At 37.9% G+C, this 25,813-nt stretch carries 26 protein-coding genes; 17 read left to right on the top strand and 9 right to left on the bottom strand.

What is annotated here, in order from left to right; genetic code table 11:
- Nucleotides 1–41 precede the first annotated feature (41 nt).
- The gene (locus ACHABW_RS20090) at nt 42–359 is read left to right on the top strand and encodes a YfhH family protein (protein WP_435757951.1); all 318 of its coding nucleotides are present in this window, start codon (nt 42–44) and stop codon (nt 357–359) included.
- Nucleotides 360–567: 208 nt separating this feature from the next.
- Here the strand turns inward: ACHABW_RS20090 and ACHABW_RS20085 are convergent, their stop codons facing one another.
- Both ACHABW_RS20085 and sspK read right to left on the bottom strand, forming a co-directional pair.
- Nucleotides 568–723 (bottom strand): YpzG family protein, encoded by a 156-nt coding sequence (locus tag ACHABW_RS20085; protein ID WP_110936970.1) that lies wholly within the window; start codon nt 721–723, stop codon nt 568–570.
- A gap of 34 nt (nt 724–757) precedes the next feature.
- A complete protein-coding gene (sspK, locus tag ACHABW_RS20080; protein WP_435757949.1) occupies nt 758–919 on the bottom strand; it encodes a small acid-soluble spore protein K in 162 nt (53 codons plus the stop codon).
- 173 nt (nt 920–1,092) lie between these two features.
- On the opposite strand from sspK, the gene ACHABW_RS20075 reads away from it, so the two are divergent.
- Nucleotides 1,093–1,359: a YfhJ family protein gene (locus tag ACHABW_RS20075; protein WP_110936968.1), complete on the top strand. Its 267-nt coding sequence runs from the start codon at nt 1,093–1,095 to the stop codon at nt 1,357–1,359.
- Nucleotides 1,360–1,603: 244 nt separating this feature from the next.
- Here the strand turns inward: ACHABW_RS20075 and ACHABW_RS20070 are convergent, their stop codons facing one another.
- The gene (locus ACHABW_RS20070) at nt 1,604–2,584 is read right to left on the bottom strand and encodes a metal-dependent hydrolase (RefSeq protein WP_435757947.1); all 981 of its coding nucleotides are present in this window, start codon (nt 2,582–2,584) and stop codon (nt 1,604–1,606) included.
- A gap of 131 nt (nt 2,585–2,715) precedes the next feature.
- On the opposite strand from ACHABW_RS20070, the gene mutY reads away from it, so the two are divergent.
- From mutY to ACHABW_RS20045, 5 genes are all read left to right on the top strand, one after another.
- A complete protein-coding gene (gene mutY, locus ACHABW_RS20065; RefSeq protein WP_435757945.1) occupies nt 2,716–3,810 on the top strand; it encodes an A/G-specific adenine glycosylase in 1,095 nt (364 codons plus the stop codon).
- Nucleotide 3,811: 1 nt separating this feature from the next.
- Nucleotides 3,812–4,570, top strand: coding sequence for an SDR family NAD(P)-dependent oxidoreductase (locus ACHABW_RS20060; protein WP_435757943.1), 759 nt, complete (start codon nt 3,812–3,814; stop codon nt 4,568–4,570).
- A gap of 126 nt (nt 4,571–4,696) precedes the next feature.
- Entirely contained in the window at nt 4,697–6,310 is a 1,614-nt protein-coding gene (locus ACHABW_RS20055) for a gamma-glutamyltransferase family protein (RefSeq protein WP_435757941.1), read from the top strand.
- 13 nt (nt 6,311–6,323) lie between these two features.
- On the top strand, nt 6,324–6,890 hold the full coding sequence (locus tag ACHABW_RS20050) for a chromate transporter (protein ID WP_435757939.1): 567 nt from the start codon (nt 6,324–6,326) through the stop codon (nt 6,888–6,890).
- Nucleotides 6,887–7,417, top strand: coding sequence for a chromate transporter (locus tag ACHABW_RS20045; protein ID WP_435757937.1), 531 nt, complete (start codon nt 6,887–6,889; stop codon nt 7,415–7,417). The genes ACHABW_RS20050 and ACHABW_RS20045 overlap by 4 nt, the downstream gene beginning before the upstream one ends.
- Nucleotides 7,418–7,431: 14 nt before the next feature.
- Here the strand turns inward: ACHABW_RS20045 and ACHABW_RS20040 are convergent, their stop codons facing one another.
- Nucleotides 7,432–7,656 carry a hypothetical protein gene (locus ACHABW_RS20040; protein ID WP_435757935.1) on the bottom strand — a complete coding sequence of 75 codons (225 nt, stop codon included), beginning with the start codon at nt 7,654–7,656 and terminating at the stop codon, nt 7,432–7,434.
- Nucleotides 7,657–7,790: 134 nt separating this feature from the next.
- On the opposite strand from ACHABW_RS20040, the gene fabL reads away from it, so the two are divergent.
- The 5 genes from fabL to ACHABW_RS20015 all read left to right on the top strand — a co-directional run bounded on the left by fabL (nt 7,791) and on the right by ACHABW_RS20015 (nt 11,985).
- Nucleotides 7,791–8,552 carry an enoyl-[acyl-carrier-protein] reductase FabL gene (gene fabL, locus ACHABW_RS20035; protein WP_435757933.1) on the top strand — a complete coding sequence of 254 codons (762 nt, stop codon included), beginning with the start codon at nt 7,791–7,793 and terminating at the stop codon, nt 8,550–8,552.
- A gap of 62 nt (nt 8,553–8,614) precedes the next feature.
- Complete coding sequence (locus ACHABW_RS20030; RefSeq protein ID WP_110936958.1) at nt 8,615–8,815, top strand: gamma-type small acid-soluble spore protein; 201 nt, start codon at nt 8,615–8,617, stop codon at nt 8,813–8,815.
- 258 nt (nt 8,816–9,073) lie between these two features.
- Nucleotides 9,074–9,541: a DUF3939 domain-containing protein gene (locus tag ACHABW_RS20025; protein WP_435757930.1), complete on the top strand. Its 468-nt coding sequence runs from the start codon at nt 9,074–9,076 to the stop codon at nt 9,539–9,541.
- A gap of 89 nt (nt 9,542–9,630) precedes the next feature.
- The gene (ntdP, locus tag ACHABW_RS20020) at nt 9,631–10,158 is read left to right on the top strand and encodes a nucleoside tri-diphosphate phosphatase (RefSeq protein WP_110937700.1); all 528 of its coding nucleotides are present in this window, start codon (nt 9,631–9,633) and stop codon (nt 10,156–10,158) included.
- An 84-nt stretch (nt 10,159–10,242) separates the two neighbouring features.
- Nucleotides 10,243–11,985 carry an ABC transporter ATP-binding protein gene (locus ACHABW_RS20015; RefSeq protein WP_435757928.1) on the top strand — a complete coding sequence of 581 codons (1,743 nt, stop codon included), beginning with the start codon at nt 10,243–10,245 and terminating at the stop codon, nt 11,983–11,985.
- A gap of 351 nt (nt 11,986–12,336) precedes the next feature.
- Here the strand turns inward: ACHABW_RS20015 and ACHABW_RS20010 are convergent, their stop codons facing one another.
- From ACHABW_RS20010 to ACHABW_RS20000, 3 genes are all read right to left on the bottom strand, one after another.
- Entirely contained in the window at nt 12,337–13,419 is a 1,083-nt protein-coding gene (locus tag ACHABW_RS20010; protein WP_110936955.1) for an FUSC family protein, read from the bottom strand.
- 410 nt (nt 13,420–13,829) lie between these two features.
- Nucleotides 13,830–18,353, bottom strand: a complete 4,524-nt coding sequence (locus ACHABW_RS20005) for a glutamate synthase-related protein (RefSeq protein ID WP_435757926.1) — start codon at nt 18,351–18,353, stop codon at nt 13,830–13,832.
- Nucleotides 18,354–18,721: 368 nt separating this feature from the next.
- Nucleotides 18,722–20,017 (bottom strand): glutamate-1-semialdehyde 2,1-aminomutase, encoded by a 1,296-nt coding sequence (locus ACHABW_RS20000; RefSeq protein WP_435757924.1) that lies wholly within the window; start codon nt 20,015–20,017, stop codon nt 18,722–18,724.
- A 135-nt stretch (nt 20,018–20,152) separates the two neighbouring features.
- Here ACHABW_RS20000 and ACHABW_RS19995 point away from each other — a divergent pair, with 135 nt between their 5' ends.
- Both ACHABW_RS19995 and bcp read left to right on the top strand, forming a co-directional pair.
- On the top strand, nt 20,153–20,593 hold the full coding sequence (locus ACHABW_RS19995) for a potassium channel family protein (RefSeq protein WP_435757922.1): 441 nt from the start codon (nt 20,153–20,155) through the stop codon (nt 20,591–20,593).
- 55 nt (nt 20,594–20,648) lie between these two features.
- On the top strand, nt 20,649–21,119 hold the full coding sequence (bcp, locus tag ACHABW_RS19990; RefSeq protein WP_110936952.1) for a thioredoxin-dependent thiol peroxidase: 471 nt from the start codon (nt 20,649–20,651) through the stop codon (nt 21,117–21,119).
- A gap of 179 nt (nt 21,120–21,298) precedes the next feature.
- Here the strand turns inward: bcp and ACHABW_RS19985 are convergent, their stop codons facing one another.
- Nucleotides 21,299–21,499: a DUF2188 domain-containing protein gene (locus tag ACHABW_RS19985; RefSeq protein ID WP_435757920.1), complete on the bottom strand. Its 201-nt coding sequence runs from the start codon at nt 21,497–21,499 to the stop codon at nt 21,299–21,301.
- Between the two features lie 846 nt (nt 21,500–22,345).
- Between ACHABW_RS19985 and ACHABW_RS19980 the strand changes: the two genes are divergently transcribed.
- Together ACHABW_RS19980 and perR are read left to right on the top strand one after the other, a co-directional pair.
- On the top strand, nt 22,346–22,660 hold the full coding sequence (locus ACHABW_RS19980; RefSeq protein ID WP_435757918.1) for a cyclic-di-AMP receptor: 315 nt from the start codon (nt 22,346–22,348) through the stop codon (nt 22,658–22,660).
- Between the two features lie 160 nt (nt 22,661–22,820).
- Nucleotides 22,821–23,258, top strand: a complete 438-nt coding sequence (gene perR / locus ACHABW_RS19975; RefSeq protein ID WP_110936949.1) for a peroxide-responsive transcriptional repressor PerR — start codon at nt 22,821–22,823, stop codon at nt 23,256–23,258.
- A 455-nt stretch (nt 23,259–23,713) separates the two neighbouring features.
- Here perR and ACHABW_RS19970 read toward each other — a convergent pair whose 3' ends face one another.
- A complete protein-coding gene (locus ACHABW_RS19970) occupies nt 23,714–24,073 on the bottom strand; it encodes a YgzB family protein (protein ID WP_110936948.1) in 360 nt (119 codons plus the stop codon).
- 202 nt (nt 24,074–24,275) lie between these two features.
- Here ACHABW_RS19970 and ACHABW_RS19965 point away from each other — a divergent pair, with 202 nt between their 5' ends.
- Complete coding sequence (locus ACHABW_RS19965; RefSeq protein ID WP_110936947.1) at nt 24,276–25,160, top strand: nucleotidyltransferase-like protein; 885 nt, start codon at nt 24,276–24,278, stop codon at nt 25,158–25,160.
- Nucleotides 25,161–25,813: the final 653 nt, after the last annotated feature.

The raw sequence follows: 25,813 nt of genomic DNA, 5'->3' as shown, positions 1-25,813 counted from the left end.
AATAACATATGACTGAAGTCGTTGAAGGAGATTAATAATCCATGGAGCAGAAATATAGTCGCATGAAGCCGGCTGAACTTCAAACAGAGATTGCTGAATTAAAGATAAAAGCGCAAAAAGCGGAACAAATGGGGATGATAAACGAATATGCTGTTCATGAACGGAAAATGATCATGGCCCAGGCATACTTAATGGACCCTGCTGATTTTATTCCTGGAATGGTATATGAAATAAAAGACGGTGAAATTGAAACCTTTCACGTCGATTATATGAATGGTGTTTTTGCTTGGGGATTTCGAAATCAATCTAAAACAAAAGAAGCAGTACCGATTTCTGTTCTTGGAAATAAAAAAAAGTGACAAAAGAAAAATGCGTAGCGTCTTTTATTAAATACAGCGTGATCTTTTAGCCACCCCCGCGTAGCACCTACGTATTGCGTGTAGGTGCTACGCGAAGGGATGTGGGTTTCCCTTGGCACGCGTGGCGTAAAGATAGCTGTCAACTTATACATTCTTATCTGTAAAAAAAGAGAAGATGACTTTAAAGTCATCCTCTCTAAAAGGAGTGTTAGCACCGTTTTCCCGTTTGAACTTCTAATATCTGATTGTGCAGACTCTGTTTCGTCTCACCATTAACTTGGTGAAACGAACGCTTCGGATTTGCCCGAGGCGACTGGAATGGATCCTGATATGCTGGTTTACTGCCGTTATTTTGTTTCCCCATAAAAATAACCTCCAGTTTTCATTCAGATTTCAGTTCAGCGATGGTTGCGTTCGTCTTTTGCCGGAGCTGCTGCCATTCTCTCCTGAGGATGGTCCTTAATAGATCCATCTGGCCGTTTTGAGACAAAAGCATCGGCTTCGTGTCTTTCAGTATCAAGAGATATTCGACTGGGTAACTGCCTGCTGTTATTTCGCATTGTTAAACACTCCTTTGTTGATGGGGTATTGATATTATTTACGTAATACAAGCAGTTTCATCCTGAGAATTTATTGAAATGATTTTAAGCCTAATTGTAAGCTTCATATCTGGTGTTCCCGGATTGATTTTACTGTCAGTGACTAGTTTTATCAATTAAAAGGAGGTTTTCATGTGCAAGATTATTTTGACCGACTTACTAATCGACTTCTAGAGCAAAATGACCACCTTTCACACTCCGATGCGAGAACGTGGGTGGAACTGTTATGGGAAGACTTTGAAACAACATATGCTAAATCAGGAAGAGAATATAAAGGGAAAGAAGTGACAGAAGGATTATTAATTCAATGGATTGATAATCATGGCTCAAGACTTCACGAGGTTCTTTTAGAAAAACCAAAATACAAAGAGTTGTTTGAACGAAAGAAGTTTTTACATTAAAGTTAACCAAAAAAGTGATGACCTCCAATTGTCGGGGGCATCACTTTTTTAAACGCAACTGTTTTCAAGTACGCTACAATCTTCTTTAAGAGATAATTTATAAAATTGGCAGCTACCTTCACACCGCACGTATCAAGGGAAAACCACCCTCCAATCGAGTAGCACCTACACTCAATACGTAGGTGCTACTCGGGGCGGTGGAAGCTGACGCTGTATTTAATAAAAGACGGCCATGCCGTTTTTCTTAAGTTTCCAAAGGTCTTAATTTTCTTTTTAACGTATCGGTGTTGTAGATCCATCCAGTGTACGAGCTGAGTACCTGTAAGTTTTCATCCAAACGAACAATTGCTACAAAAGGGTAATAACCTTTGCTTCGATAACGAAGATCGATAAACTTCACTGAATAGCCATGTTCTTCGATGGAAATAGCCCATCTGTAAGCCGGCGAAAAAGATAGGAATGCTGATAAATTAGCATCTTTCTTTGCGGCATCAATTACAATGTCTTCTGGAATTGGTTCAAATGGATAGGTTTCGAAATAATTAATTTTTCCATTTCTAGATTCAGCTACGTACATTTTAACTTTTGTCCGAACAACGCAGTGCCATAAATTCCATTTAAACGTTGGCGAGGTAAAAATATGCGTTGCTTCGGGATGAAAAGATTTCAAGGTTTTATATACTTTTCTCTGCTCGTGAATTCTCCAGAAATAATAAGCGGCAATGACGATAAACATCGTCAAAAAAGTCCAACCTGGATTTAGTCCCATTCGCCATAAAGTAATAGCTACGATATGAGCAATGAAAATAAACGGATCAAAAATATTTATTACTCCGAGTGCAAGCCACTTAGGATAAAATGGTGAAAATGCTTTTGTTCCATAAGCATTAAAAATATCAACAAATACGTGGATAAAGACTGCAAAAAAAGTCCAGGTCCATAAATGATACAGATTTAAATTAGGCATGAGTAAATATAAGAATAAAGTTATTAAAGTAGGCCAGATAAACCATGCAGGGATAGAATGTGTGACGCCTCTATGGTTGCGAATATAAGTAGCATTATTTCTAAGCTTCAGAACGGTATCAAAATCTGGAGCTTGAGATCCAATTAAGGCACCAATCATCACGGCTTGTGTCATTTCGGGATTTCCGGCAACGACAGGATCAAGTGTTGCCAAACCACCGATGGCAATTCCCATAACAACGTGGGTTCCTGTGTCCATGTGCTTCCCTCCTAGGCAATAATGTATAATGAATAAGGTACACAATTTTATCATGTGGGTTAGGACTTAATCAAATTAAGGCCGTCTTCATATTTATACCCATTTTAATGAGTTTTGAAAAGGAGAATATAATGGTTGAGATAAATAAAACGGTATTTCAAGGAGATTTATTAGAATGGTATGATATTAATAAACGCGATCTGCCATGGCGACGTGAACGTGACCCTTATAAAATCTGGGTTTCGGAGATCATGTTACAACAGACAAAAGTGGATACAGTTATTCCATATTATGAACGTTTCATGAGCTTATTTCCAAGTGTTGAAAAGTTAGCAGGTGCAGAGGAAGAAACAGTACTAAAGGCTTGGGAAGGATTAGGATACTATTCTCGTGCGCGAAACCTTCATCAGGCAGTGAAAGAAGTGAAAGAGAGTTACGGTGGTATTGTTCCAAATTCAGAAGAAGATATTAGTACGTTAAAAGGCGTAGGTCCATACACAGCAGGAGCAATATTATCTATCGCGTATAACATACCTGCTCCGGCTGTAGACGGAAATGTGATGAGAGTACTGGCACGAATTAATACGATCTACGATGATATTGCAAAATCAACGACGAGGAAAAAATTTGAAGCCATCGTGCGGGAGATTATTTCCACGGATAGAGCATCTGATTTTAATCAGGCATTGATGGAGCTTGGAGCGATGATCTGTACACCTCGTAATCCTGCTTGTTTAATCTGTCCAGTTCAAAATCATTGCTCAGCAAAGGAAGAAGGTGTTCAGGACCTCCTTCCGGTTAAAGCAAAGAAAAAAGCTCCAAAAAAACTTAATATGAAAGCCCTTGTGCTAAAGGATAAGGAAGGCAGAGTACTTATTGAAAGAAGACCGGATACAGGACTTTTAGCAAAACTTTGGCAGTTCCCTAATATTGAAGCTGCAACAAGGGATCATACCGATTTACTTTCTCACATAGAAAAAATAGGTATTGAACTTGAAGGGGTAGGAGTACATGTTACTCAAAAAGTAAAACATGTTTTTTCTCATATTGTTTGGGAAATTGATGTTTATGAAGCAAGAGTGAGTAAAGTATATAATGAAAAACTTTATGAAACTGATACCCAAAATAGTCAAAGATTTATTACAGTGGATGAATTAAATTGGTTTCCATTCCCGGTTTCTCATCAAAAGATAATTGAAGGAACAATTGCGAAAGGAGAGGTATAAGATGGATTTACAGCTTGAAGGAAAAATTGTACTAGTCACAGGTGGATCAAAAGGAATTGGCAAAGGAATTGCAGAAGCTTTTTTAGGTGAGGGGGCGAAAGTAGGCATTGTTGCTAGAGGAGAAGAGGGATTAGAACAAGTCAAAAAAGACTTACCTGACATAGAAATTTTTCAGGGAGATCTATCAAACGAAGCAGAAAGGGATGGTGTTTTTCAAGCATTCATTCAAGCTTTTGGGCGGATAGATATTTTAGTAAACAATGTTGGGGGTTCTAGCGGCTCTTCAACGACGGAGACATCTATGGACTTATTCGAGAATGCGATGCAACTTAATTACTTTTCGGCTGTGCACTTCAGTAAGTTGGCTATTCCGTTTATGAAGGAAAAAACAAATGGATCGATTATTAATATTTCATCGATATTTGGTCGTGAATCTGGTGGCAAACCAACGTATAACGGAGCAAAAGCAGCAATGATAAGTTTCACAAAATCATTGGCTGATGAACTAGTAAAAGATGGTATACGGGTAAATGGAGTAGCGCCAGGGTCTATTTTACATCCCACCGGTAATTGGCAAAAACGAATCGAAGAGGATCCAGAAAAAATGGAAAGGTTCGTAGAAGAGAATATCCCTGCCGGACGTTTTGGAACAGTAGAGGAAATTGCTAATGTCGTTGTGTTTCTTGCCTCTGAACAAGCTCGTTGGGTCGTTGGAGCCACACTTAACGTTGATGGTGGTCAATCAAAGTCTAATTTCTGATGACAAACAATGAAGGTAATATCCAACGCCTAAACCAGAGATAATGTAACGAAACCTCTCAAGGTACAACTATGCCTTACTGGAAATATGCTAAGATAATGATTACTATTTCAAGGGGGATCTACTATGAAAAATTCAAGTGCGAATCAATACCCTTATTCATCTCGGCGTACGGTTACATACGGACATAATGGCATGGTTGCAACATCTCAACCTTTAGCAAGCCAAGCAGGATTAGATATGATAAAAAAGGGTGGCAATGCTATCGATGCTGCAATTGCAACAGCGGCTTGTCTTACTGTTGTTGAACCAACTTCTAACGGTATAGGAGGAGATGCCTTTGCGTTAGTTTGGACAAAAAATAAGCTTCATGGATTGAACGCGAGTGGTCCGGCACCTCAAGGTATTTCTATTGAAAAGTTAAAAAAAGCAGGAATCAATGAAATGCCCAAGTTTGGCTTAACACCTGTGACGGTACCGGGCGCTCCATCAGCTTGGGTAGAGCTTTCTGAAAAATTTGGGAAACTTCCTTTAACAGAAGTATTGAAGCCGGCTATAAACTATGCCCGTAATGGGTTTCCGTTAAGTCCAACTCTTGCTTATAATTGGGAAAAGGGTGTGGAAAATTTCCGGAAAGTTTTGAAGGGTGAGGAGTTTCAAGGTTGGTTTGAGACGTTTGCACCAGATGGAAGAATACCTAAAGCCGGTGATATCTGGAAATCCGAGGGGCATGCCAGAACTTTGGAATTAATAGGTGAAACAAAAGGAGAAGCTTTTTATCGTGGCGAGCTAGCAGATAAAATAGATGAGTTTTCCAAAAAGTTTGGTGGCTTTATTCGTAAAGAGGACTTAGGTGCATTTCGACCTGAATGGGTTGATCCTATTTCCGTGAATTACAAAGGCTATGACGTTTGGGAGATACCGCCGAATGGCCAAGGAATTGTTGCTCTCATGGCATTAAATATGCTAAAGAACGATGAGTTTAATGCTCGCGAAGATGTTGATACATACCATAAACAAATTGAAGCAATAAAACTGGCATTTGCTGATGGAGAAAAATACGTTACAGAAAAAGGCAGCATGAGTCAAAGTGTAGAAAATATGTTAAGTGAAGCCTACGGAGAGAAACGTCGTCATTTAATTGCGGAAGAAGCGCTAACACCTGAGGCAGGAGAACCGGATGCTGGTGGTACTGTTTACTTATCAACCGCTGATGGAGACGGTAATATGGTTTCATTCATACAAAGCAACTACATGGGTTTTGGTTCAGGATTAGTTGTTCCGGGAACAGGTATTTCTCTACAAAATCGCGGACATAATTTTAGTCTTGATCCCGAGCATGATAATGCCCTTGAATCTGGCAAGCGGACCTACCACACGATTATTCCCGGGTTTTTAACGAAAGGGAAAGAAGCAATTGGACCGTTTGGTGTAATGGGTGGGTTTATGCAACCCCAAGGACATTTACAAGTAGTCATGAATACGATTGATTTTGGACTGAATCCTCAAGCTGCATTAGATGCTCCTAGATGGCAGTGGATGAAAGATAAACAAGTATTATTAGAGCATAGTGTTCCAAACTTCATTGCTCAAGCTCTGTCAGCTAAAGGGCACGATATTCAATTAACACACATGTCGGGTAGCTTTGGACGTGGTCAAATCATTTGGAGAGATCCCGTTACTGGTGTATTGGCTGGTGGAACAGAATCTCGTACAGATGGCGCCATTGCCGTTTACTAAGGGGAATGAAAAAATGAATCAATCAAATATATTTATGGCATTCTTCCGTGTTGGAATTCTTGGATATGGAGGAGGACCTGCGTCTATTCCTCTTATTCAAAAAGAAGCAGTTGATATCTATAAGTGGATGGATGAAGAAGAATTCTCAGATACCCTGGCAATCGGAAATACATTGCCAGGTCCTATCGCTACAAAACTTGCCGGGTATGTAGGGTATCGTGTCGGCGGGATATTAGGGATGATAAATGCAATTGTTGCTACAGTTATTCCAACAGTCATTCTCATGATTATTTTGTTAACCTCACTTGCTTCCTTTCGGGAGTACGAATGGGTTCAGGGAATGACAAAAGGTGTGTTACCTGTAGTAGCTGTTATGCTAGGTGTTTTAACATGGGGATTTATTGAAAAATCAAAGAATGATCTCGGTTGGCTTAAAGCTATTTTTTTAATTATTATTTCTATTGTGTTGATTGAGTTAGCGGGGATTCATCCAGCCATTATTATCGGGGTGTTAATTATTATCGTTTTAGTAAATCCATTCTCACGCAGCTTATCTAAAGAGGCTGGTGAAAAAGAATGATTTACTGGGAGATTTTCTTGGCATTTTTTATTCCTGGAATTGTTGGATACGGGGGAGGACCCGCAACGATCCCACTTATTGAATATGAGATAGTTCATCGCTACGGTTGGATGAGTATTGAAGAGTTCGGAGAGGTTTTGGCATTAGGTAATGCATTGCCGGGTCCGATTGCTACAAAAATGGCAGGTTACATTGGTTTTGAGCAAGCAGGTATTTTAGGGGCCACTATTGGATTATTTGCAACGATAGCACCCTCTTTAATTCTGATGATTATTCTTCTTAGTGTTTTACAAAGATTTAAAAAATCACCTAAAGTGAAGCAATTATCGACCATAGTTAGACCAACAATTGCTGTACTTTTAGGGGCAATGACAGTGCGATTTGTAGAAACATCCTATTTGGACAGCGGCTGGCTGCAAACTGGATTTATTGTAATTGTTAGTTACTTTTTAATGGAAAAACGAAAGGTTCATCCTGCATTGGTTATTTTAGGTTCTCTCATTTATGGAGCGATTTTTCTGAGATGATCGTTTGGTGGATATTAATCAATTTGAATTCGAGTGCCACTTGTCCAATCTGCCTCCATTTTAGGCAGTCCGCCTCGGTTAACAATTTCTTCGATGATTTCGCGATGAATAACGACACCCTCTGCATTAGCATAAGGTGTGATCTGTTGAAAGAGCTGGTGAAAATAAGCCAGTTCTTTTTCTGTCCAATTTGTTTTAGACATTGTTGAAAGCTCAGTCATATCTCTGCCAACGTACATAAGCGATCCTCTCCTTTTTGTGGTATCATACGATATTAGGAACAAGCAAAATTTCAACATTATTTTTGCAATTACGATAGTAGTTTTTACATAAAAACAAGCCTTCTATACAATTTTTAAAAGGAGAAGATAATATGACGTCTAATAGTAATAAAGTGGCATTAGTTACAGGGAGTAGTCGAGGGATCGGTAAAACAATTGCTTTAAAATTAGCTGAAAAAGGCTATGATGTAGTCATTAATTTTGCGAGAAGCAGGGAAAAAGCGGAAGAAACAGCAGAAGAAATAAGGAAACTCGGACGAAGAGCGATTACTGTGAGAGCAAACATTGCAAAAAAAGAAAAAGTACAAGAGATGTTTGAAAAAATTGATGAAGAGTTTGGACGGATAGATGTCCTTATTAATAATGCTGCATCGGGTGTGTTACGTCCGGTTTTAGAGCTCGAGGAGAGTCACTGGGATTGGACAATGAATATTAACAATAAAGCGATGTTATTTTGTTCGCAAATGGCGGCACAACGAATGAAGGAACAAGGAACGGGTGGTGCTATCGTTAGCTTGAGTTCTTTAGGTGCGGGGAGATACTTGAAAAACTATACTACTGTAGGAGTTTCCAAAGCTGCTGTTGAGGCATTAACGAGATATTTAGCTGTAGAATTGGCACCTTATCAAATCCGTGTAAATGCTGTTTCGGGAGGAGCGGTGGATACAGAAGCACTGACTCATTTTCCTAATCGAGACGAATTATTAGGTGATTCTAAAGAACGCACTCCTGCTGGACGGCTTGTAGAGCCGGAGGATTTAGCGAATGCTGCTTTATTTTTAGTTTCAGAAGAAGCAACGATGATATGTGGTCAGACGATTATTGTTGATGGTGGTATTTCACTGTTAACGTAATAATTTTTTTTGGATAAGATGTTTCTCCTCTGGTTATATTAACTTTTGTGGAGGTGATACACATGGCTAACAATCAACAGAACCAAAACGCTTCTAAAACTAATCCGCAAGAAGTGAAGCGCCAAAATCAACAATCTGCACAAAACCAAGGACAAAAAACTGAGTTTGCAAGTGAAACAGACGCGCAAGAGGTTAGACGTCAAAATCAGCAATCTAACCAGCGTAAGCAGCAAGCTTCTTCTAAAGGACAGCAGCAACAATAATAACATTCTCTCTTTTCTCAAATTTTAAAGAGTAAGAATGTAATGTTGTCATGTCCCACGGCCCTTTCCTTAATTACAGGAAAGGGCTTTTTTATGGTAATAACTGGGGGGACAGTCCCCCCAGTTATTACCATCGTTTTAAAATTAGCAAAACAATAGTATAATGAGTGGGAGAGAGTATGCTGAGGCTTAATATGTTGATGTGACACAGATAGTTTCCATTGTGATTTAGTGCTCATATTTCAAGGAGTGGTAATTGTGTTCTTTAGAAAAGCTCGCAAAGAGAATAAAAAGAAAGAAGGGGAAGAAGAAGTAGTAGTAAAGGACATCGAAGCTACAATAGAGGAAGTTCGAACTGCAGTGAATGAATTTGCCCTTAATTTAGACAATGGAATTTCCCTACGCAGTATCGTATTAGATACACATGAAATAGATTTTGAACTTTTACATTCATATTTAGGCGGTAAACCAAATAAACCCTTTTATATGTCAAAGGAGACCTTCGAAGTTTTTGAAGATCCAGATTATCCGAAACACATTGATCATTGTCAGATCGCCTGTGATCAATATTTTCTGGAAACTGGAGAAGAACCAATTGTTCAAGGAGATAAAACAAGAACGATCAGTTATTTTAAATTGAAAAATTATTTAGTGAAAAACCCACCATTTGAATTGTTTTTAGATCCAAATGATCGGATGGTAACGCATCGGAAAAATAGTAACTGAAGATCCCACAGGACGTTTTTTGAGAGATAGGAATTTATAAAATGGGCAGCTACCGTCTAGAAAAGCTATTAAGAAAGGAGCGTACGCATGTGAAATTCCCTCAAATTGGAAGTAATATAGAAGTACAAAGCTATAAACACAATGGACATCTACATCGTGTTTGGGAAGAAACGATTATTTTAAAAGGAACATCTCAAGAAATTGTTGGCGGAAATGACCGAATAATTGTTCATGAATCAGATGGTCGTCAATGGCGTACCCGAGAGCCGGCTATTTGCTACTTTACAGCAAAACATTGGTTTAACGTCATTGGAATGATTAGAAACGACGGAATTTATTATTACTGTAATTTAGGAACTCCTTTTACTTATGATGATGAAGCACTTAAATATATAGATTATGATTTAGATATCAAAGTTTTTCCTGATATGACTTATAAACTATTGGATGAAGATGAGTTTGCTTTACATAAGAATCAAATGAAGTATCCTGAGGAAGTAGAGCATATACTTTGGAAGACTGTTGACGAACTGGTATCATGGATAAGTCAACAAAAGGGACCATTTGAGCCAGCGTTTATTGAGTATTGGTACGAACGATTTTTACAACACCGATAAAATGAAAGTTGCTAATAAAAGAGAGCGGCTCATGTATTTTGAGCCGTCTCTTCTTTGCTTTAAATAAAGTAGGAGATGTTTGACTTGGATAGTATGAAAAGATACATGAGTTTTGTAAAACCATATTGGAAACAAATAGTGCTAACAGTTCTTATTGGTATGGTGAAATTTGGGATACCGTTAATGATGCCTTTGATTATAAGACATGTTATTGATGATATTATCGGAGCAGAGGGACTGTCTAATAATGAGCAATTGAGTAACCTTTATTGGTTAATGGGAATAGTCTTTGTTTTATTTGTGATCATCAGACCTCCAGTTGAATATTATCGTCAATATTTAGCGCAATGGATAGGAAATAAAGTATTGTATGATATTCGCGATGGTTTATTTCATCATTTACAAAAACTAAGTCTTAAGTTTTACTCAAATAGTAAATCCGGAGAAGTTATTTCCCGAGTCATTAATGACGTAGAGCAAACAAAGAACTTTGTTATGACAGGTATGATGAATATTTGGATTGACCTGTTTACGATTATTGTTGCTATTATAATTATGTTAACGATGGATGTTTCACTTACCTTAGTTGCCATTGTATTATTACCATTTTATGGGTTTGCAATTAAGTATTTCTTTAGTAAACTGCGCGATATGACACGTCGGCGTTCTCAGGCACTTGCTGAAGTACAAGGGCATTTGCATGAAAGACTTCAAGGGATGAATGTGATACGAAGTTTTGCCTTAGAGGATTACGAGCAAAAGGAATTTGATACGCGCAATGAAAACTTCTTTTCTAAAGCAGTTGATCATACGAGATGGAACGCAAAGACGTTTGCAGTAGTAAATACAATTACGGATATAGCCCCAATTCTTGTGATCGGTTTTGCTGGGGTATTGGTTATACAAAACGGCTTAACGGTAGGTACAATGGTTGCATTTGTTGCATATATGGATCAATTATATAGTCCTTTACGCAGGCTTGTTAATTCTTCAACAATTCTTACGCAAGCAGTTGCTTCCATGGATAGAGTGTTCGAACTTATTGATGAGAAATATGATATTGAAGACAAAGAAGATGCTGTACCATATTCTCATCCGCAGGGAGAAGTCATCTTTGACAGAGTTAACTTTCATTATATAGAGAATGAGCCTGTCTTAAAGGATGTCAGCTTTCGCGTTGAAAGAGGAGAAACAGTTGCGATAGTTGGTATGAGCGGGGGCGGAAAAAGTACGATTATGAGTTTAATTCCTCGTTTTCATGACGTATCAGATGGCAAAATTGTCATTGATGGTAAAGATGTCAGGGATTATCAAGTACGATCATTGCGAGATCGAGTTGGAATGGTTCTGCAGGATAATGTCATATTTAGTGATTCCGTTATGTTTAATATTAAAATGGGGAAACCGGAAGCAACAGATGAGGAAGTATACAGAGCAGCAGAAGCAGCTAATGCTGACGAATTCATTCGCGCTCTCCCAGAAGGTTATGCTACCAATATAGGAGAACGTGGTGTGAAATTGTCAGGAGGACAAAAACAACGGTTAGCTATTGCACGTGTATTTTTAAAAAGTCCGGAAATCCTTGTTTTTGATGAAGCGACGAGTTCGTTAGATTTAGAAAGTGAAAGCTTAATTCAACAATCCTTGTTTCGTTTAGCGGAAAATCGAACTACTTTTATCGTAGCTCATCGTCTTTCCACCATTACACATTCAGATAAAATTATTGTCATTGATCATGGAAGAATGGTAGAGATGGGAAGTCATGATGAACTTATGAAAAAACAAGGTGCCTATTATAACTTGTTTCAAATTCAAAAGTTTAATTAATAATCCATTGTTACTAAATTTACTTGTTTTGGATTAGAAGTTTGGAGAATCAAAGCGCGCGGCGCAATCTCAAAAAAACATTAAAAAATAATGGCACTGAAAAAGTTGATTCTTTTTCAGTGCCGTTTTGATGTGGATTTTTATTACGTAAACTCCCTTAAAAAAATGTTATTTGGAAGAATCCATGAGACTCCTGTGGAAGAATGATTCAAGCGAGACCCCGCAGAGCGTCAGTTTGCTCGAGGAGGCTCGCTTGATCATCCGCGGAAAGCGAGCGGAATTCTTCCAAATAACCTTCGTGATAACGATGTAATAAAATAGATACAAAAGTCGCAATGCGCTTTTATTAATTTAGTATTGATCTCTCTCTTTTATATTCACTTCATTGTCATCTGTATGATAAGTGAAGAAACCGTCAACGAGTTTGTCTAAATGCTCTAATTCTTCACTATATTCAACGATAAGTGCAATGACAGGAAGAAATTGAATCCACTCATCCAGATCTATTTGATCATCACGATGGTAGGTCATAAATACATTTATGAGTTGGTGCTTACCGGAGTGAATCTCATCGTAAAACTGTTCGGTAGATTGTTTCTTCACTTTACCCATGTACTTTAAAAGAATCCGTTCATGATAATTAGTTAGGTAATCAACTTGAAGCTGCATGAGTTGTTCTAATTCCTCTGGCAACTGTGTTAAAACATTGTCATGTTTACTCAAGCTTTTCAATATTTCTTTAGCTTTTTTTGTAGTAACAAGCATTTGCCTAAAGAGGACAACCTTTCGCATTCGTGCGTATTCATTTTTCTTGAAATAATTTCTCTCTTCTTTATATAACGTATAAAGGGTTTCTAGCTTTCCAACAGAACCACGGATTTTTTTCATATCCTGGTTTAATGTCTGGTACTCTACCTCATGATGTAAAATCAATCGAATCCATTGAATAATTTTATCATTTGTATCTGTAATCCGATGATACAGCTGGTTTTCGTGTTTTGGGGGCAAAAAAATCATATTTACAATAAATGCAGAAAAGACCCCAATCATTACTAATAGAAAACGGTTTGCTGCAAAGTTTATAAAATCTTCGGTCGGATTCCCCATAATAATAATCGCTGTAACGACCGCTAAAGGGATAATATCCTCTTTTTTAAATTTAATATGAATAGCAATAATTAGTAATACAACAACACCTACAACAAAGGGTTCGTGCCCGAAAGCTAAAACGAATACTATTGCTAGTACAGCACTTACGACATTTGCTTGAATTTGGTCCCAAATAAGTGTCAAACTTTTGTGGACAGATGGTTGTACGGCAAAAAATGCAGCTAACCCTCCAAATACAGGCGCCTCGTGGCCTAGCCAAATAGCGGCGTATAAAGCAAGGGTTACGGCCAATCCGGTTTTGAAAATACGTGCTCCTAGCCTCATAGTTATTCCAGTTCCTTTCGAAAACAATGCTAATGATAAAGGTCGGCAGATTTTGTTCTAAGATAAGAATTTATAAATTAGCAGCTACCTTCACGCCGCAAGTATCAAGGGGAAACCCACCCTTGATACTTAAATGATGGCGGCGGAAGCTAACGCTGTAGTTAATAAAAGACGGCTCTGCCGTTTTTCTTAGTAAGAAAGTAATTGACTAATAATTAAAAAGTTGACTTTAAAATTGTACTATACACCTCTTTCTGTAAAACTGCAACCGGTGAAAATTCTCGTCGCTAGAATAATAATTACTGGATTTTCAATGTTAATTTGAAGGCTCTGCTAAACAGAAAACTCCGGAAAACAGATATTAAAGCCTGTTTTCCGGAGTTAGTATATATATGAGTTTATATAGAATTTTATTCTGTTGATACTGCTGGATCTGCTTGTAGTTTAACAGGAGTAACTTGCCTGAAGTAAACAGATGGATTTTCCAACAGTTTAACGACAAGACCTTTTTCTTCGTCTTGGTTAAGTAGAGCCAATTCATCTCTGTATAGACTGAGAAGTTCAGTAACATCTTTGATGCCTTTGTCAGATAGAGGCTCGATAGACACCTTTGCCCCTTTTGCAATACGTGACAAAAGTGTATTTTCATCTAAGCCCATAGCCGGATCTAGTCTGAGGTAAACGACACCACCTGTCATTCCTGCTGCCATCCACGGTCCGGGATCACCCATAACAAGTCCTCTGCCATTAGTCATATATTCAAACGCAAAGCCTTTAATATTTGCGGTTATTCCAATATTATAGTGTTGATCTTTCTTTAAGGGTGTTTTAAGTCGTCCTCCAAAAATCATATCTGCTCCTGATAAGCGAATCCCAGCTCGTGAATCTGCATTTCCTTGAACAATAAACAAGCCTTTTTGTGCGCCGTATCCAATACCCTTCCCTACAGATCCATTTAGTAATTCTCCATTTGCTCCTTTTGTTTTAAATATTTTGAAAGAGCCGCCAAAAGATGTTTTTCCGACACCGTCCTGTGCTCCCCCTGTGATATGAATATTCACGCCTTCGCTATTATAAGCGCCTAAACCATTGCCAAGAATGGAACCTTTCGAGTAACGCAAATCTATTTCAGGGAGTGAACGATAGGAACCATCTAATTTATCTCTAACTCTGTGACAAGAGACGCGACTACCTAACACACGCTGTTCACTGGTTACTGCTTCGAAATTACGAGATGTGGTAAGCTCTTGGGAATTACCGTCTAAATAATCAAACTCTGCACCAGCTGCAACTGCAAGTTGACGTTCTGATGTTTCCTCCAACACCTTCACTGGTTCGAAGGGGGCTAAGTCTTGCTCTGGAAGGGTTGAAAGCAACTCTGTTAGATCGAGATTTAGTTCTCCTCGAGTTTGTTCTAATAAATCAGCTCGGCCAACCATTTCTTGCGTATTTTTAAAGCCTAATGATGCAGTAACGGATTGTAGTTCTTTACCGAAAGCTTGAAACAGGTTAGTAAGTCCTTGAACTGCATTCTCAAAATCTCGTGGAACAAAACGTCGCAGACCATGGTCTTTTGCTTGTGTTTCTGTTTCAATTTGGGTAGCAATACCCACATGACAAGTATCCAAATGACAGCCTCGACAAGCTGTACAACCAACTGCGATCATCGATAATGTCCCGAAGCCAATCCGATTTGCCCCGAGAAGCATAAGCTTCACCGCATCTTCCACGCTTTTAACACCACCATCGGCCCAGAGCTCTACTTTATGTCTGAGTCCAGCTTCTAGAAGGGCAAAGTGAGCCGCTTTTACTCCTATCTCTGCGGGTAATCCAACGTGCTGAAGAGCATGTACCCGGGCGGCACCTGTGCCACCATCAAAACCGCTTAATGTGATAAAATCAGCACCGGCTTTTGCGATTCCGACAGAAATGGTTCCAATATTAGGTACGATAGGTACCTTTACAGCCACCTTTGCTTGGTCGTTTGCAGTTTTAATTTCTGTTATCATTTGCGCTAAATCTTCAATCGAATAAATATCATGATTATTGGATGGGGAAATCAAATCGGATCCAGTTGTCGCATTCCGGGCAGCTGCAACTTTATCTGTGACTTTTGATCCCGGTAAATGACCGCCTTCTCCAGGTTTGGCTCCTTGACCAATTTTTATTTCTAATAAATTAGTGGAATTCAGCAGTTCTACGTTCACTCCAAATCGCCCAGAAGCAATTTGTTGACCTCGTGTATTCGGATACTTTCCAAGCATATCCTTGATTTCTCCACCTTCACCGTTAAAACTAATCATGTTTAACCGGTTTGCTGCTTCAGCATAGGCGCGGAATGCAACTTCCCCCTGAGATCCAAATGACATCGAACTAATCATAAATGGTAAATCATGTTTGCCTACACCAACATTCACATCTGTTGGTTCAATATCGGATTGTATCTCTTTTAATTTTGTATAATGTCGAATAGTAATTGGATTTTTTTCTTCTTGTTCAGATATTTTCTCTTTAAAAACATTGTACTCAATTTTTCCAGCTGCTAATTCCCCAAGAGACTTCCAAATTCGCGGGAAAATATGAAATGTTTTTCCTGGACGAACTTTATCATTATGGTAGTCTTCTTTGCGGAGGATGCTATCAGCTTTCATACTATTGAAATTAAAGCTTAAATCATTACTGCCAAGATAGTTTACTACATCAAGGTAATCGGCAATTTCTTCATTTAAGCCTATAGCAGAAAAGAGGCGCCCATATCCCCTCAGTTCATGAATACCAATAGTAGATATGATTTTTTCCAGTCCTTTATTTAACGCACTATACAATTTCGTCGCAGGTTCTGGACTATCCTCCAAGACTGTCGAAAACATCACATAAGGATGAATGAGATCTGTACCTAAACCAAATACAACCGCTATGTCATGCAGTGTGCGAATACTACCGGAGCGAAGAACTATGGAACAATCACGTCTTAGCTTCATACTAGTTAAGCCTTGATCCACAGCTGATATTGCTAGATGAGGATCAAGCCAATAGGATTGACCTGTATGAGTTCCGTGATCATCAAAGACGAGAAAGGACTTACCAGATTTAACAGCTGTTTCAGCCTCGTTCTTCAAACGATTTAATGCGTCTACAACTTCTTCGTCTTCTAAACGGACAAGTTGAAAAACAGCTAGTTCATTATTTTCTTGATAATATTCTACTAACCCTTCAAAGGTAGGATGATGATATTCAGATTCTAATCCTTCCCCAGCTTTTCCTTCTGCAATTAAAGGGGAGTCTAGCTCGATAATATTTTTCACTGATTCTGATTTAAAAAGGCTGGGACGTTTTCCTATAATTACCCGAGTGGAGAAGTGTTCCATTTCCCTGTCTCGGTCAATGGCTGGATTTGTCACTACTGCCACACTTTCCTTAATAAAATCTGCGACATTTTTTCGGGCAGGATGAAGGGCAGCCAGGGGGGCATCGTGACCAAGTGAACGAATTGGTTCCGCTCCTTTATCAGCCATCTGTTCAATGAGTTGGATATGTTCACGGTCCCATCCATTTGCAGCATAAACAGAAGGAATAATAGTTTGTTCGAAAAGTGTTTTGCTTGTTCGTTTTTTCCATTTTGTTGTGAGACGCTGACCAGCCCCTTTAATGAAAAGCTTTGGAGAAAGGCGTTGATATACTTCTTCCTGAAGTTCATTATGCGATAATACTTCGATCGTACCGAAGTTATTTCGCTTAATTCCAACTTTTTCACCGGGTGCGAATGGCTTCGGATCAGATACGTAAACGTCGGTTGTGAAAATACCTTGTTCGGAAGAAAAAATAAAACTTGTCTCTGTTTCAAGCATCCAAACTGGTCGTAACCCTAAAGAATCTACGCTGAAAACAGCTTCATCACCAAGTCGTGATATAATACCTGCTGGACCTTGAGCGAAGTGACCCCAGGCTTCTCTTATATATGTGTACAGATCTTTCAGGTGAGCCGGATAATGTTTTATTTCATGGACGATGGGCGGAAACATTATTTCTAGCGCTTCAAATAATGATAACCCTTCACGGGATACAAATGTATCAATAATACGATTCAAATCCTGTGAATCACTACCGCTCTCCACGAGTGGAACTCCAACCATATTAGCTTCGTCCCTAAGCTTTGCAATTGTGTTTATTTCACCATTATGTCCAATAACACTAAATGGCTGCACACGAAAAAAGTTAGAAAGGGTATTCGTAGAATAACGATTATGGCCTAACGTTGTTGTGGAAGCGACAGAGGGATCAGCTAAATCATTGTAATATTTCGGGAGAATATCCCCAGCGCCCATTACTTTATAAACAGCATTTTCATTACTTAAAGAAGCTACATGGACAGCAAGTTTTTTTTCACAAGATATTGTAAGATCAAAGAGAGTGGAGCGAATGTCTTTTATTTCTAATGTACTGTCAATTTCAAAAGCGACCTGCCAGAAAATAGGCTCTACTCTCCTGGCAATAGGCCCTAAAGCTTGAGGGTTGGTTTGTGCTGTACTTTCAAATATCAGCTTGAGTCCGTTGGCTGAAAAAAGATCTTTCATTTCTTGTTGAAATTTACTAGTTTCAGGTGTGCGTTCAATAAATAAATGCCCAACAACAAATGAAGGAGAATCAACCACTGTTGAATGAACGTTAACAGCATCGAGTTTTTTCTTCCATAGAGCTCGAGGAATGTCAATGTGAATACCAACACCATCGCCTTCTTCATTGGTGAAGCCTGCTCGGTGATTCATCTTTAAAAGGGCTTGGATAGTGTCATCGATGTTTTTCTTTAGGGGGATATTTTCTTTTTCAATAAAAGATACAATACCACAACTGTCATGTTCATTCTTTAATGCTCCTCGGAATCGTTGAATTTCTTTTGATACGTTATTCATAATGTCTGGTCGAAGGTCGACCATCACCTCCTAAATAAGATCAAAGCCAAGCCTTTACGTTAAAAAATCTGCCAACAAAACTGCATAGAAATATAAATGGACAAGGTGTCAGAATTATCAGTTAATTTTACCATCAATTTTGATTAATATCAATTATTAATACAATCGGAATCTCAACTACGAACAAAAATAATTGTCGAAAATAGAAGACTGCATCCCTTATCGGATAAAATAAAGAAGTATAAGTTGACAGCGTATCTTTACGCCACGCGTGTCAAGGGAAACCCACCTCCTTTCGAGTAGCACCTACACGCACTACGTAGGTGCTACTCGGGGGTGGCGAAAGATACGCTGTATTTAACAAAAGACGGCTATGCCGTTTTTTGTTAAGACTATGCAAAATCCCAGTTTGAGAATACAGCTTCTACCGTTTCGATGGTCTTTTTTATGTCTGCTTCTGAATGTTCCGTTGTCAAAAACCACGCTTCATACTTTGATGGGGCCAAGTTAATACCGCGTTTTAGCATCTGCTTGAAAAAATATGCAAACATTTCTCCGTTGCTGTTTTCAGCATGTTCGTAGTTACTAACGTGTTCCACATCAAAATAAACAGTGAGTGCACCCATGAGACGATTAATGGTGATTGGAATGTTGTAAGCTTGTGCTGCTTTATGGATGCCAGCCTCTAATTGTTCCCCTAACTGATCCATTGTTTTATATGCATTTGGTTCTTTTAATAATTCAAGGCAGGCAATTCCTGCGCGAATGGAAGCCGGGTTTCCCGCCATTGTTCCCGCTTGATAAGCAGGACCTAAGGGTGAAATTTGCTCCATAATATCACGCTTGCCCCCGTATGCTCCTATTGGAAGCCCGCCGCCGATAATTTTACCTAGTGCGGTTAAATCGGGTTCAACCTGCAATAAGTTTTGGGCGCCACCATAGCCGAATCTGAACGCAGTAATCACTTCATCATAGATCACAAGCGCACCGGCTTTGTGGGTAATCTCATTTATAGCCTCTAAAAATCCTGCTTCAGGTTCAACAATCCCAAAGTTACCTACAATTGGTTCTACTAAAACTCCAGCAACTTCCGTTCCCCAATGATTGATCGCTTCTCGAAAAGCTTCCACATCATTAAAAGGAACCGTAATGACCTCTTGAGCAATACTTTTTGGAACACCAGCTGAATCAGGGTTTCCTAAAGTGGAGGGTCCAGACCCCGCAGCAACAAGTACTAAGTCAGAATGACCGTGATAGCATCCAGCGAATTTAATGATTTTATCTCTACCAGTGTAGGCTCGAGCTACTCGGATCGTTGTCATCACTGCTTCCGTGCCAGAATTGACAAAGCGTACCCTTTCTAAAGATGGAATAGCATCACGAAGCATCGTAGCAAATTTGTTTTCGTGAGTTGTCGGTGTGCCGTAAAGAACTCCGTCTTCTGCGGCAGCTTGTATCGCTTTCGTAATATGAGAATGCGCGTGCCCGGTAATGATTGGCCCATAGGCTGCTAAGTAATCAATATATTTATTATCATCTTCGTCCCAAAAATAAGGTCCTTTTGCTTTTCTCATAAAAACAGGCGTTCCTCCGCCTATACCTTTAAAGGAACGAGATGGGCTGTTTACCCCACCTAAAATAACATCCTTTGCTTCTTTATATAATTGTTCTGATTTTTCGAATCCCATGAAAGAGAACCTCCTAATATCCAACGTTTTAACAAAGATGATTGTACCATGAACAATGAGAAAGCTTCATCTTTATAAAGCAAAACCTGTCCTAATCACTCCCATACCTTCATAAAATAATGTGGAGGTGATTAAATGGATATCCTTTTTTTTAGTATCATAATTATTACTGCCTTACTGGGGATCTTTGGAAGTGTCGTATTATTAATCCGTCACCAACCTGAGGGAGGGAGAAGAATTTCGTTTCAACACTTTATCATGCTCTTAGCGGTATATGCGACGGTTATGTTAGGATTTGGAATTCTTTACATGAGCCTTGAATTACTAGGGGTCCCTCTTTTGAGAGAAGGGAAGGACATACAAACGGAATCCTATTTGCATTTAATAGAAGATGTTCTTTACTTCAGTGCTGTTACATTGCTGACTGTCGGTTATGGCGACATTATTCCTCAAGGGATTGGGAGATGGATAGCGATTATTCAAGCACTCATTGGTTATTTGTTACCAGCGGCTTTTGTCATCACAACTGTCGTTCACTATGATAAGTCCAAAGAAAAACGTGTCGATCGTTTGTAGCGAACCTCTAAATTGGGTATGATGAAGAGAGACTATACTTGAGGAGGAACAATGAATGACATTAGAAGTAGGACAAACAGTTCCAGATCGAACTTTAAAGGCAACGAATAATAAAGAGGTTACTCTTTCAGATTACCGTGGTAGATATGTGGTTCTTTATTTCTATCCTAAAGATATGACACCAGGCTGCACGACAGAAGCTTGTGATTTCAGGGATAACCATGAAAGTTTCAAAGAATTAGATGCGGTTATTTTAGGGGTAAGTCCAGATCCAGTAGCACGTCATGAAAAGTTTATTGATAAACATGATTTGCCCTTTGAATTACTAGCCGACGAAGAACATGAATTAGCCGAAGATTTTGGTGTGTGGCAACTTAAAAAGAACTTTGGAAAAGAATCCATGGGCATTGTCAGATCGACCTTTGTGATTGATAAAGAAGGGAAACTTATTAAAGAATGGCGCCAAGTCAAAGTGGAAGATCATGTAGCGGAAGCTTTAGAGTTCTTGAGAGAGGACTCTAAATAAGAAAAACGCGTAGCGTCTTTTATTAAATACAGCGTGATCTTTCGAGGGAAACACAGTCTCACTAAAAACTGAGCATTTTATAAATTCTTTAAATTAAAAAGAAGCAAGACCGACTAAAAGCGGTTTTGCTTCTTATTTTGCGATTAATACGGCAGATGTCCAATTAAATAATGGGTTTCTTAATTGAAGTTTTTCTCGTCGACAATTTCATTTTTGTGGTTATAGATAATAAGCTGACTTGGTGTATTGTCTTGTGCTACCTTTTCACCAGCTTCAATTGCTTCAGTCATTTTATCAAATTCCTTTTCGGGTGCTACATCTTCAATTTTTAAAAACCATGCGTCAGCATCTTTATTTGGTCTAACTGTATATTTTTTCATTTAAAAAACACTCCTTATAACATTAATTTAACTATATTTTTCTATTTCCCACCCCATTTCCGGATTAAACGTTACTTTTTCTGTAAGGTTGAAAAAGTAATCGCATTAGGAAGTTTAGAGAAGTGACTTTGAATAGCTTGCAAAAAGGGAGGCTGTTGCCGTTTAATCAGCTATGTTAATATTAAAGGTAACAATTGAGATTAAAGAAGAAGGTCAATAATCGTTGTTAGATTAGAAAAATACGGGTGATATTCTAGCATCTGATGATTCAATCATCTATGGAGAAGATTTAGAAGAACGTTACATTGAAGTGGCTTCTAACATGAAATGGATAGCGATAATCTCTGCAGAATAGGATCTAATTCCATTCCAAAAGATTATTTTTACTAATACAAAGAGGCTTCATGCTATCCCAATTGCTGAATATACTATTAACGCAATGTTTTAAGTGTCTAGACAAAATGGAGAGATGGTTAATTCGAAAGTAAAAAGAATAGTCTGTCCACGTGTAAGCGAGCTCTATGGGAAACAATGGATATATTTGGTGCTGGAGTAATGGGTCGGGGATAGAAAAACTACCGAAAGCATTTGGAATGCATGTAGCTGAACTAACTCGCATTGGTAAAGAAAGGGAGTCATTTGACTCAATTATTACGTATAATGAGCTACCTGTTATGCTAACTGCTGCTAATTTTTAGTATTAGTGCTGCTCAAAAAAGAAACCTATAACATATTGTTTAAGTAGCAGTTTGATCAATAAAATCTGCAAGTAAATTGAAATAAGACGTATATTAATTTAATGGATCCATCAAAAGAAACTAATATTTGAAAAAGGGGGTCTTACGAATGAAACTAATGGTCTGTGTTGTCCAAAATTATTATCGGGATGTGCTAGAGGAAGGTTTAAAAGAAAATGGTTATCGTATGACAGAATTAGCGAGTAGCGGAGGTTTTTTAAAACGGGGCAATACTACTTTTTTAATTGGGATTAAGGACACGGATATTGAGAATCTGAAAGAAAGAATGAAAGAAATTTGCTTAGCCTATGAAAAAAAGAAAGGGAAGAGCAAGGGACCATCCAGCAGATATATATCTTTTTTAATTCAAGCAAAAGATGCACTGCCTCTTATGCAACAAGAAAAAAACCCCTTGAATAAATAGAATTGGAATAAAGCGCTGTTAGGTTGTTTCGATTGACAAGAATTCATTAAGTTATGTATACTAATTGTAAAGATTATAAAGTGATAATGTTTATGGTATATTTTAATTACAGAATATATATTATAGTACGGTCTAGTTTTAATTAGAAGAGGTGATATCAATGGAAAACCATCGACTTGAAGATGCCCTGCTCTCACTAAAAAGCACGAAGGTTCGAATGACCCCTCAAAGGCATGCAATATTAGAATACTTGCTCAGTGCTCGTAGTCATCCAACTGCAGATGATATTTATAAAGCTTTGGAAACAAAATTTCCTAATATGAGTGTTGCTACTGTCTACAATAATCTCCGAGTTTTTAAAGAAGTAGGCTTAGTGAGAGAATTAACATATGGTGACTCATCTAGTAGGTTCGATAGTAACACCACTGATCATTATCATGTGATTTGTCAGGACTGCGGGAAAATTGTTGATTTTCATTACCCGGGACTCGATGAAGTGGAAACATTGGCGGAACACGTTACAGGGTTTAAAGTAACCGATCACCGTATGGAAATTTATGGGGAATGCCCAGAGTGTCAAAACCATCAAAAGCATTAAATTATAGGCTGGAGGGATGATCCTCCAGTTTTTTGTTGTTTTTGGAATAGAATCTTAAAAAGCGGGTAAGTGTCTATCTAGATTATTCTTTTAAAGCAGTCCTTTAGATATCCTATTAATACAAAGACTTTAAATTACTTGAAAAATAGCCTGAATCCCTTGTTATATAAAGGTTTCAGGCTCATTTTTTTACAACAAGGATTTATAAAATTATCAGTATTACAGAGATTGTTGTTTTCGTCGAACAGAAGGGCTCGAATCCGCTCTAGGCGGCTTCTTTCCGCGGGCGATGCTTCAGTTTCCTCGGGAAAGATCGTCCCTGCGGGGGTCTTCAGCTATTGCTTTTCCCACAGTCTCCACTCGAGCTTTTAAAAATCCAGGTTAAAGAAAGCAATTGCTTCTACTTTAAATTAGACGCTTAAGACGCTACGCGTTTTTTACATGCAGAACTGCTATTATTGCTCTTTCCTTTTTTTACGATTATATTTTTCGTCAAACTCTTTACCTTCTAAGTCTTTGTCGAGTGTTAAGGGCTCATTGCAATGCATACAAGCATCCACTCGACCTAGCATCTTGGTATATTTATTGCAACTAGGGCAGAGCACTTGGACTGTTTTAGACGATAGCATGCCAATCCAAAAATAAATACCAGTGCTAGCAATGATGGATAAAAATCCTAATAACATCAACAGAGTCATAATGAGTGGGTTAGCTTGGAAGAACAAACCTAAATACATCACAATAATTCCACCGAAAATTAGTAATAACGCGAACGTTCTTATTTTATTTATTTTATTTGAATATTTAACAGCCATATCAACGCCTCCTGAGAAGAAATTATATCATAATAAATGCACAGTGATAACAGATAAACGATTTCATATCATGTAAAAGATAATTTATCGAGAAAAAAGGGATTTTTTATGGTGTGTCGAAAATAAATCATATAAAGAGTATACATAGAGAATCAATATTTAGTGGAAATACCTTTAGTTCATATTAGGGGAGGAAAGTTATATGGATGATTTGCTAAGACAGTTGTACCAAGATCGAACAAGTGATGAACACACTTTAGGTATAATAGCCATGGAAAAAAGAAAAGGACAAGATGCAAACACAGATTACTTCGACGAAGTTTTACTTGTAATAGTAGATAATACAAAATTAAAATGGACAACTAAACATTATGAATATCAGGAAAAAAAGGTCGCAATGCATTTGGTGAATACTGAACAGTTACAAGATTGGCTCCTTAATAGTTCTAATAGGCGAGTGGTAAATTGGCTAATGACCGGAAAAGTTATATTTGATAGAAATGAATACATGAAGAAATTCAGAGAACAAATGAAAGAGTTTCCTATAGAAGAAAGGTTATTAAAGATAGGAGTAGAGTTTTCAAAATTGATTCGAAGATTTACGGATGGTAAAGGTCTTTTTCATGAAGGGCATTACTTAGACTCATATAATCACATTGTCCATGCACTTCATCACTTAGCGCGATTGTCAGTTATTGAACATGGTTTTTATCCGGAAGTAACGGTGTGGCAGCAAGTTAAAAAAATAGAACCTGAAATCCATAAGCTATATTTTGAATTAGTAATGGGATCAGAACCAATCGACAAGAAATTAGAGCTTCTGCTGATAGCTAATGAGTTTGAACTTGTTACTAAAACTAAATTGGGTAGTGCGCATCTTCTATCTATCATGGATGAAAAGGATTCACCGTGGACTATTGAAGAGTTGAAGGAACAAGTTTCTGTGAAAGATTATTCATTGGATCTTAGTATAATGCTTGAGTATTTAGTGCAAAAGGGATATATAGATGTTGCGAAAGCAGAGACAAAAGGAAAGGCAATTTTTCACAGACAGTATGTAGTAAATCACATTTCTAAAAATGATTAGCAATTAACTAATAAAACAGGCAGAAAAGGTGGCCATGACTAGGTCTCCTTTTCTATTTGATTAAGTATAGATATTGTCCCTTTCTTCTATATAAGACTGTTTTCTAAAATGCTGTTATTTTCAATTAGAATTAGGAAGGTACTGAATTCGCTGTAAGTAAACGGTTTTTTGAGGTAACGCTGCTTCCTTTTTAGATAGTGATCATTCTGTGGGGTCTATACCTGCTCCTGCGGTTACTCTTTTCTAGAGGATTGTTTGTTGCTATTCTTTATTTTTGTTACTTCAAGATTCTATTCGAAAAAAACACCTTTATATATTAACATTTATTTAATGAACGTTTACTCTATATAATTTATATGTTGTAAAAGAATATCTTTAAATATTTTTTAATAAAGTGTTGCATTACAACATGGATACGTGGTATATTATTTCTTGTCGCCATAAGTTGATTTGAAAAAACAATTGATTTCCTTGTTAGTACAAATGAAAATAGTTGTTGACATGATAACGATATAAGTGTTATGATGATTAAGTCGCTAAAAAAACGACATTGAAACTAGACTCAGGTAACACATTGAGTCACCCTAAGTTTTTACTCTTAGGAAATGACCTTTGAAAACTAAACAAAAAGCCAAGCAAAGTGGGATATTTTA

It is taken from the genome of Salipaludibacillus sp. CF4.18, assembly GCF_051262595.1.
GTDB lineage: Bacteria > Bacillota > Bacilli > Bacillales > Salisediminibacteriaceae > Salipaludibacillus > Salipaludibacillus neizhouensis.
Note: the sequence above shows the minus strand (reverse complement) of the source record. Positions and strands in the feature narration are given on the sequence as shown.

Coding starts and splice junctions, on each gene's coding strand:
- ACHABW_RS20090 (WP_435757951.1), top strand. CDS start 42: ATGGAGCAGAAATATAGTCGCATGAAGCCGGCTGAACTTCAAACAGAG.
- ACHABW_RS20085 (WP_110936970.1), bottom strand. CDS start 723: ATGGGGAAACAAAATAACGGCAGTAAACCAGCATATCAGGATCCATTC.
- sspK (WP_435757949.1), bottom strand. CDS start 919: ATGCGAAATAACAGCAGGCAGTTACCCAGTCGAATATCTCTTGATACT.
- ACHABW_RS20070 (WP_435757947.1), bottom strand. CDS start 2,584: ATGGACACAGGAACCCACGTTGTTATGGGAATTGCCATCGGTGGTTTG.
- mutY (WP_435757945.1), top strand. CDS start 2,716: ATGGTTGAGATAAATAAAACGGTATTTCAAGGAGATTTATTAGAATGG.
- ACHABW_RS20060 (WP_435757943.1), top strand. CDS start 3,812: ATGGATTTACAGCTTGAAGGAAAAATTGTACTAGTCACAGGTGGATCA.
- ACHABW_RS20055 (WP_435757941.1), top strand. CDS start 4,697: ATGAAAAATTCAAGTGCGAATCAATACCCTTATTCATCTCGGCGTACG.
- ACHABW_RS20050 (WP_435757939.1), top strand. CDS start 6,324: ATGAATCAATCAAATATATTTATGGCATTCTTCCGTGTTGGAATTCTT.
- ACHABW_RS20045 (WP_435757937.1), top strand. CDS start 6,887: ATGATTTACTGGGAGATTTTCTTGGCATTTTTTATTCCTGGAATTGTT.
- ACHABW_RS20040 (WP_435757935.1), bottom strand. CDS start 7,656: ATGTACGTTGGCAGAGATATGACTGAGCTTTCAACAATGTCTAAAACA.
- fabL (WP_435757933.1), top strand. CDS start 7,791: ATGACGTCTAATAGTAATAAAGTGGCATTAGTTACAGGGAGTAGTCGA.
- ACHABW_RS20030 (WP_110936958.1), top strand. CDS start 8,615: ATGGCTAACAATCAACAGAACCAAAACGCTTCTAAAACTAATCCGCAA.
- ACHABW_RS20010 (WP_110936955.1), bottom strand. CDS start 13,419: ATGAGGCTAGGAGCACGTATTTTCAAAACCGGATTGGCCGTAACCCTT.
- ACHABW_RS20005 (WP_435757926.1), bottom strand. CDS start 18,353: ATGGTCGACCTTCGACCAGACATTATGAATAACGTATCAAAAGAAATT.
- ACHABW_RS20000 (WP_435757924.1), bottom strand. CDS start 20,017: ATGGGATTCGAAAAATCAGAACAATTATATAAAGAAGCAAAGGATGTT.
- ACHABW_RS19995 (WP_435757922.1), top strand. CDS start 20,153: ATGGATATCCTTTTTTTTAGTATCATAATTATTACTGCCTTACTGGGG.
- bcp (WP_110936952.1), top strand. CDS start 20,649: ATGACATTAGAAGTAGGACAAACAGTTCCAGATCGAACTTTAAAGGCA.
- ACHABW_RS19985 (WP_435757920.1), bottom strand. CDS start 21,499: ATGAAAAAATATACAGTTAGACCAAATAAAGATGCTGACGCATGGTTT.
- ACHABW_RS19980 (WP_435757918.1), top strand. CDS start 22,346: ATGAAACTAATGGTCTGTGTTGTCCAAAATTATTATCGGGATGTGCTA.
- perR (WP_110936949.1), top strand. CDS start 22,821: ATGGAAAACCATCGACTTGAAGATGCCCTGCTCTCACTAAAAAGCACG.
- ACHABW_RS19970 (WP_110936948.1), bottom strand. CDS start 24,073: ATGGCTGTTAAATATTCAAATAAAATAAATAAAATAAGAACGTTCGCG.
- ACHABW_RS19965 (WP_110936947.1), top strand. CDS start 24,276: ATGGATGATTTGCTAAGACAGTTGTACCAAGATCGAACAAGTGATGAA.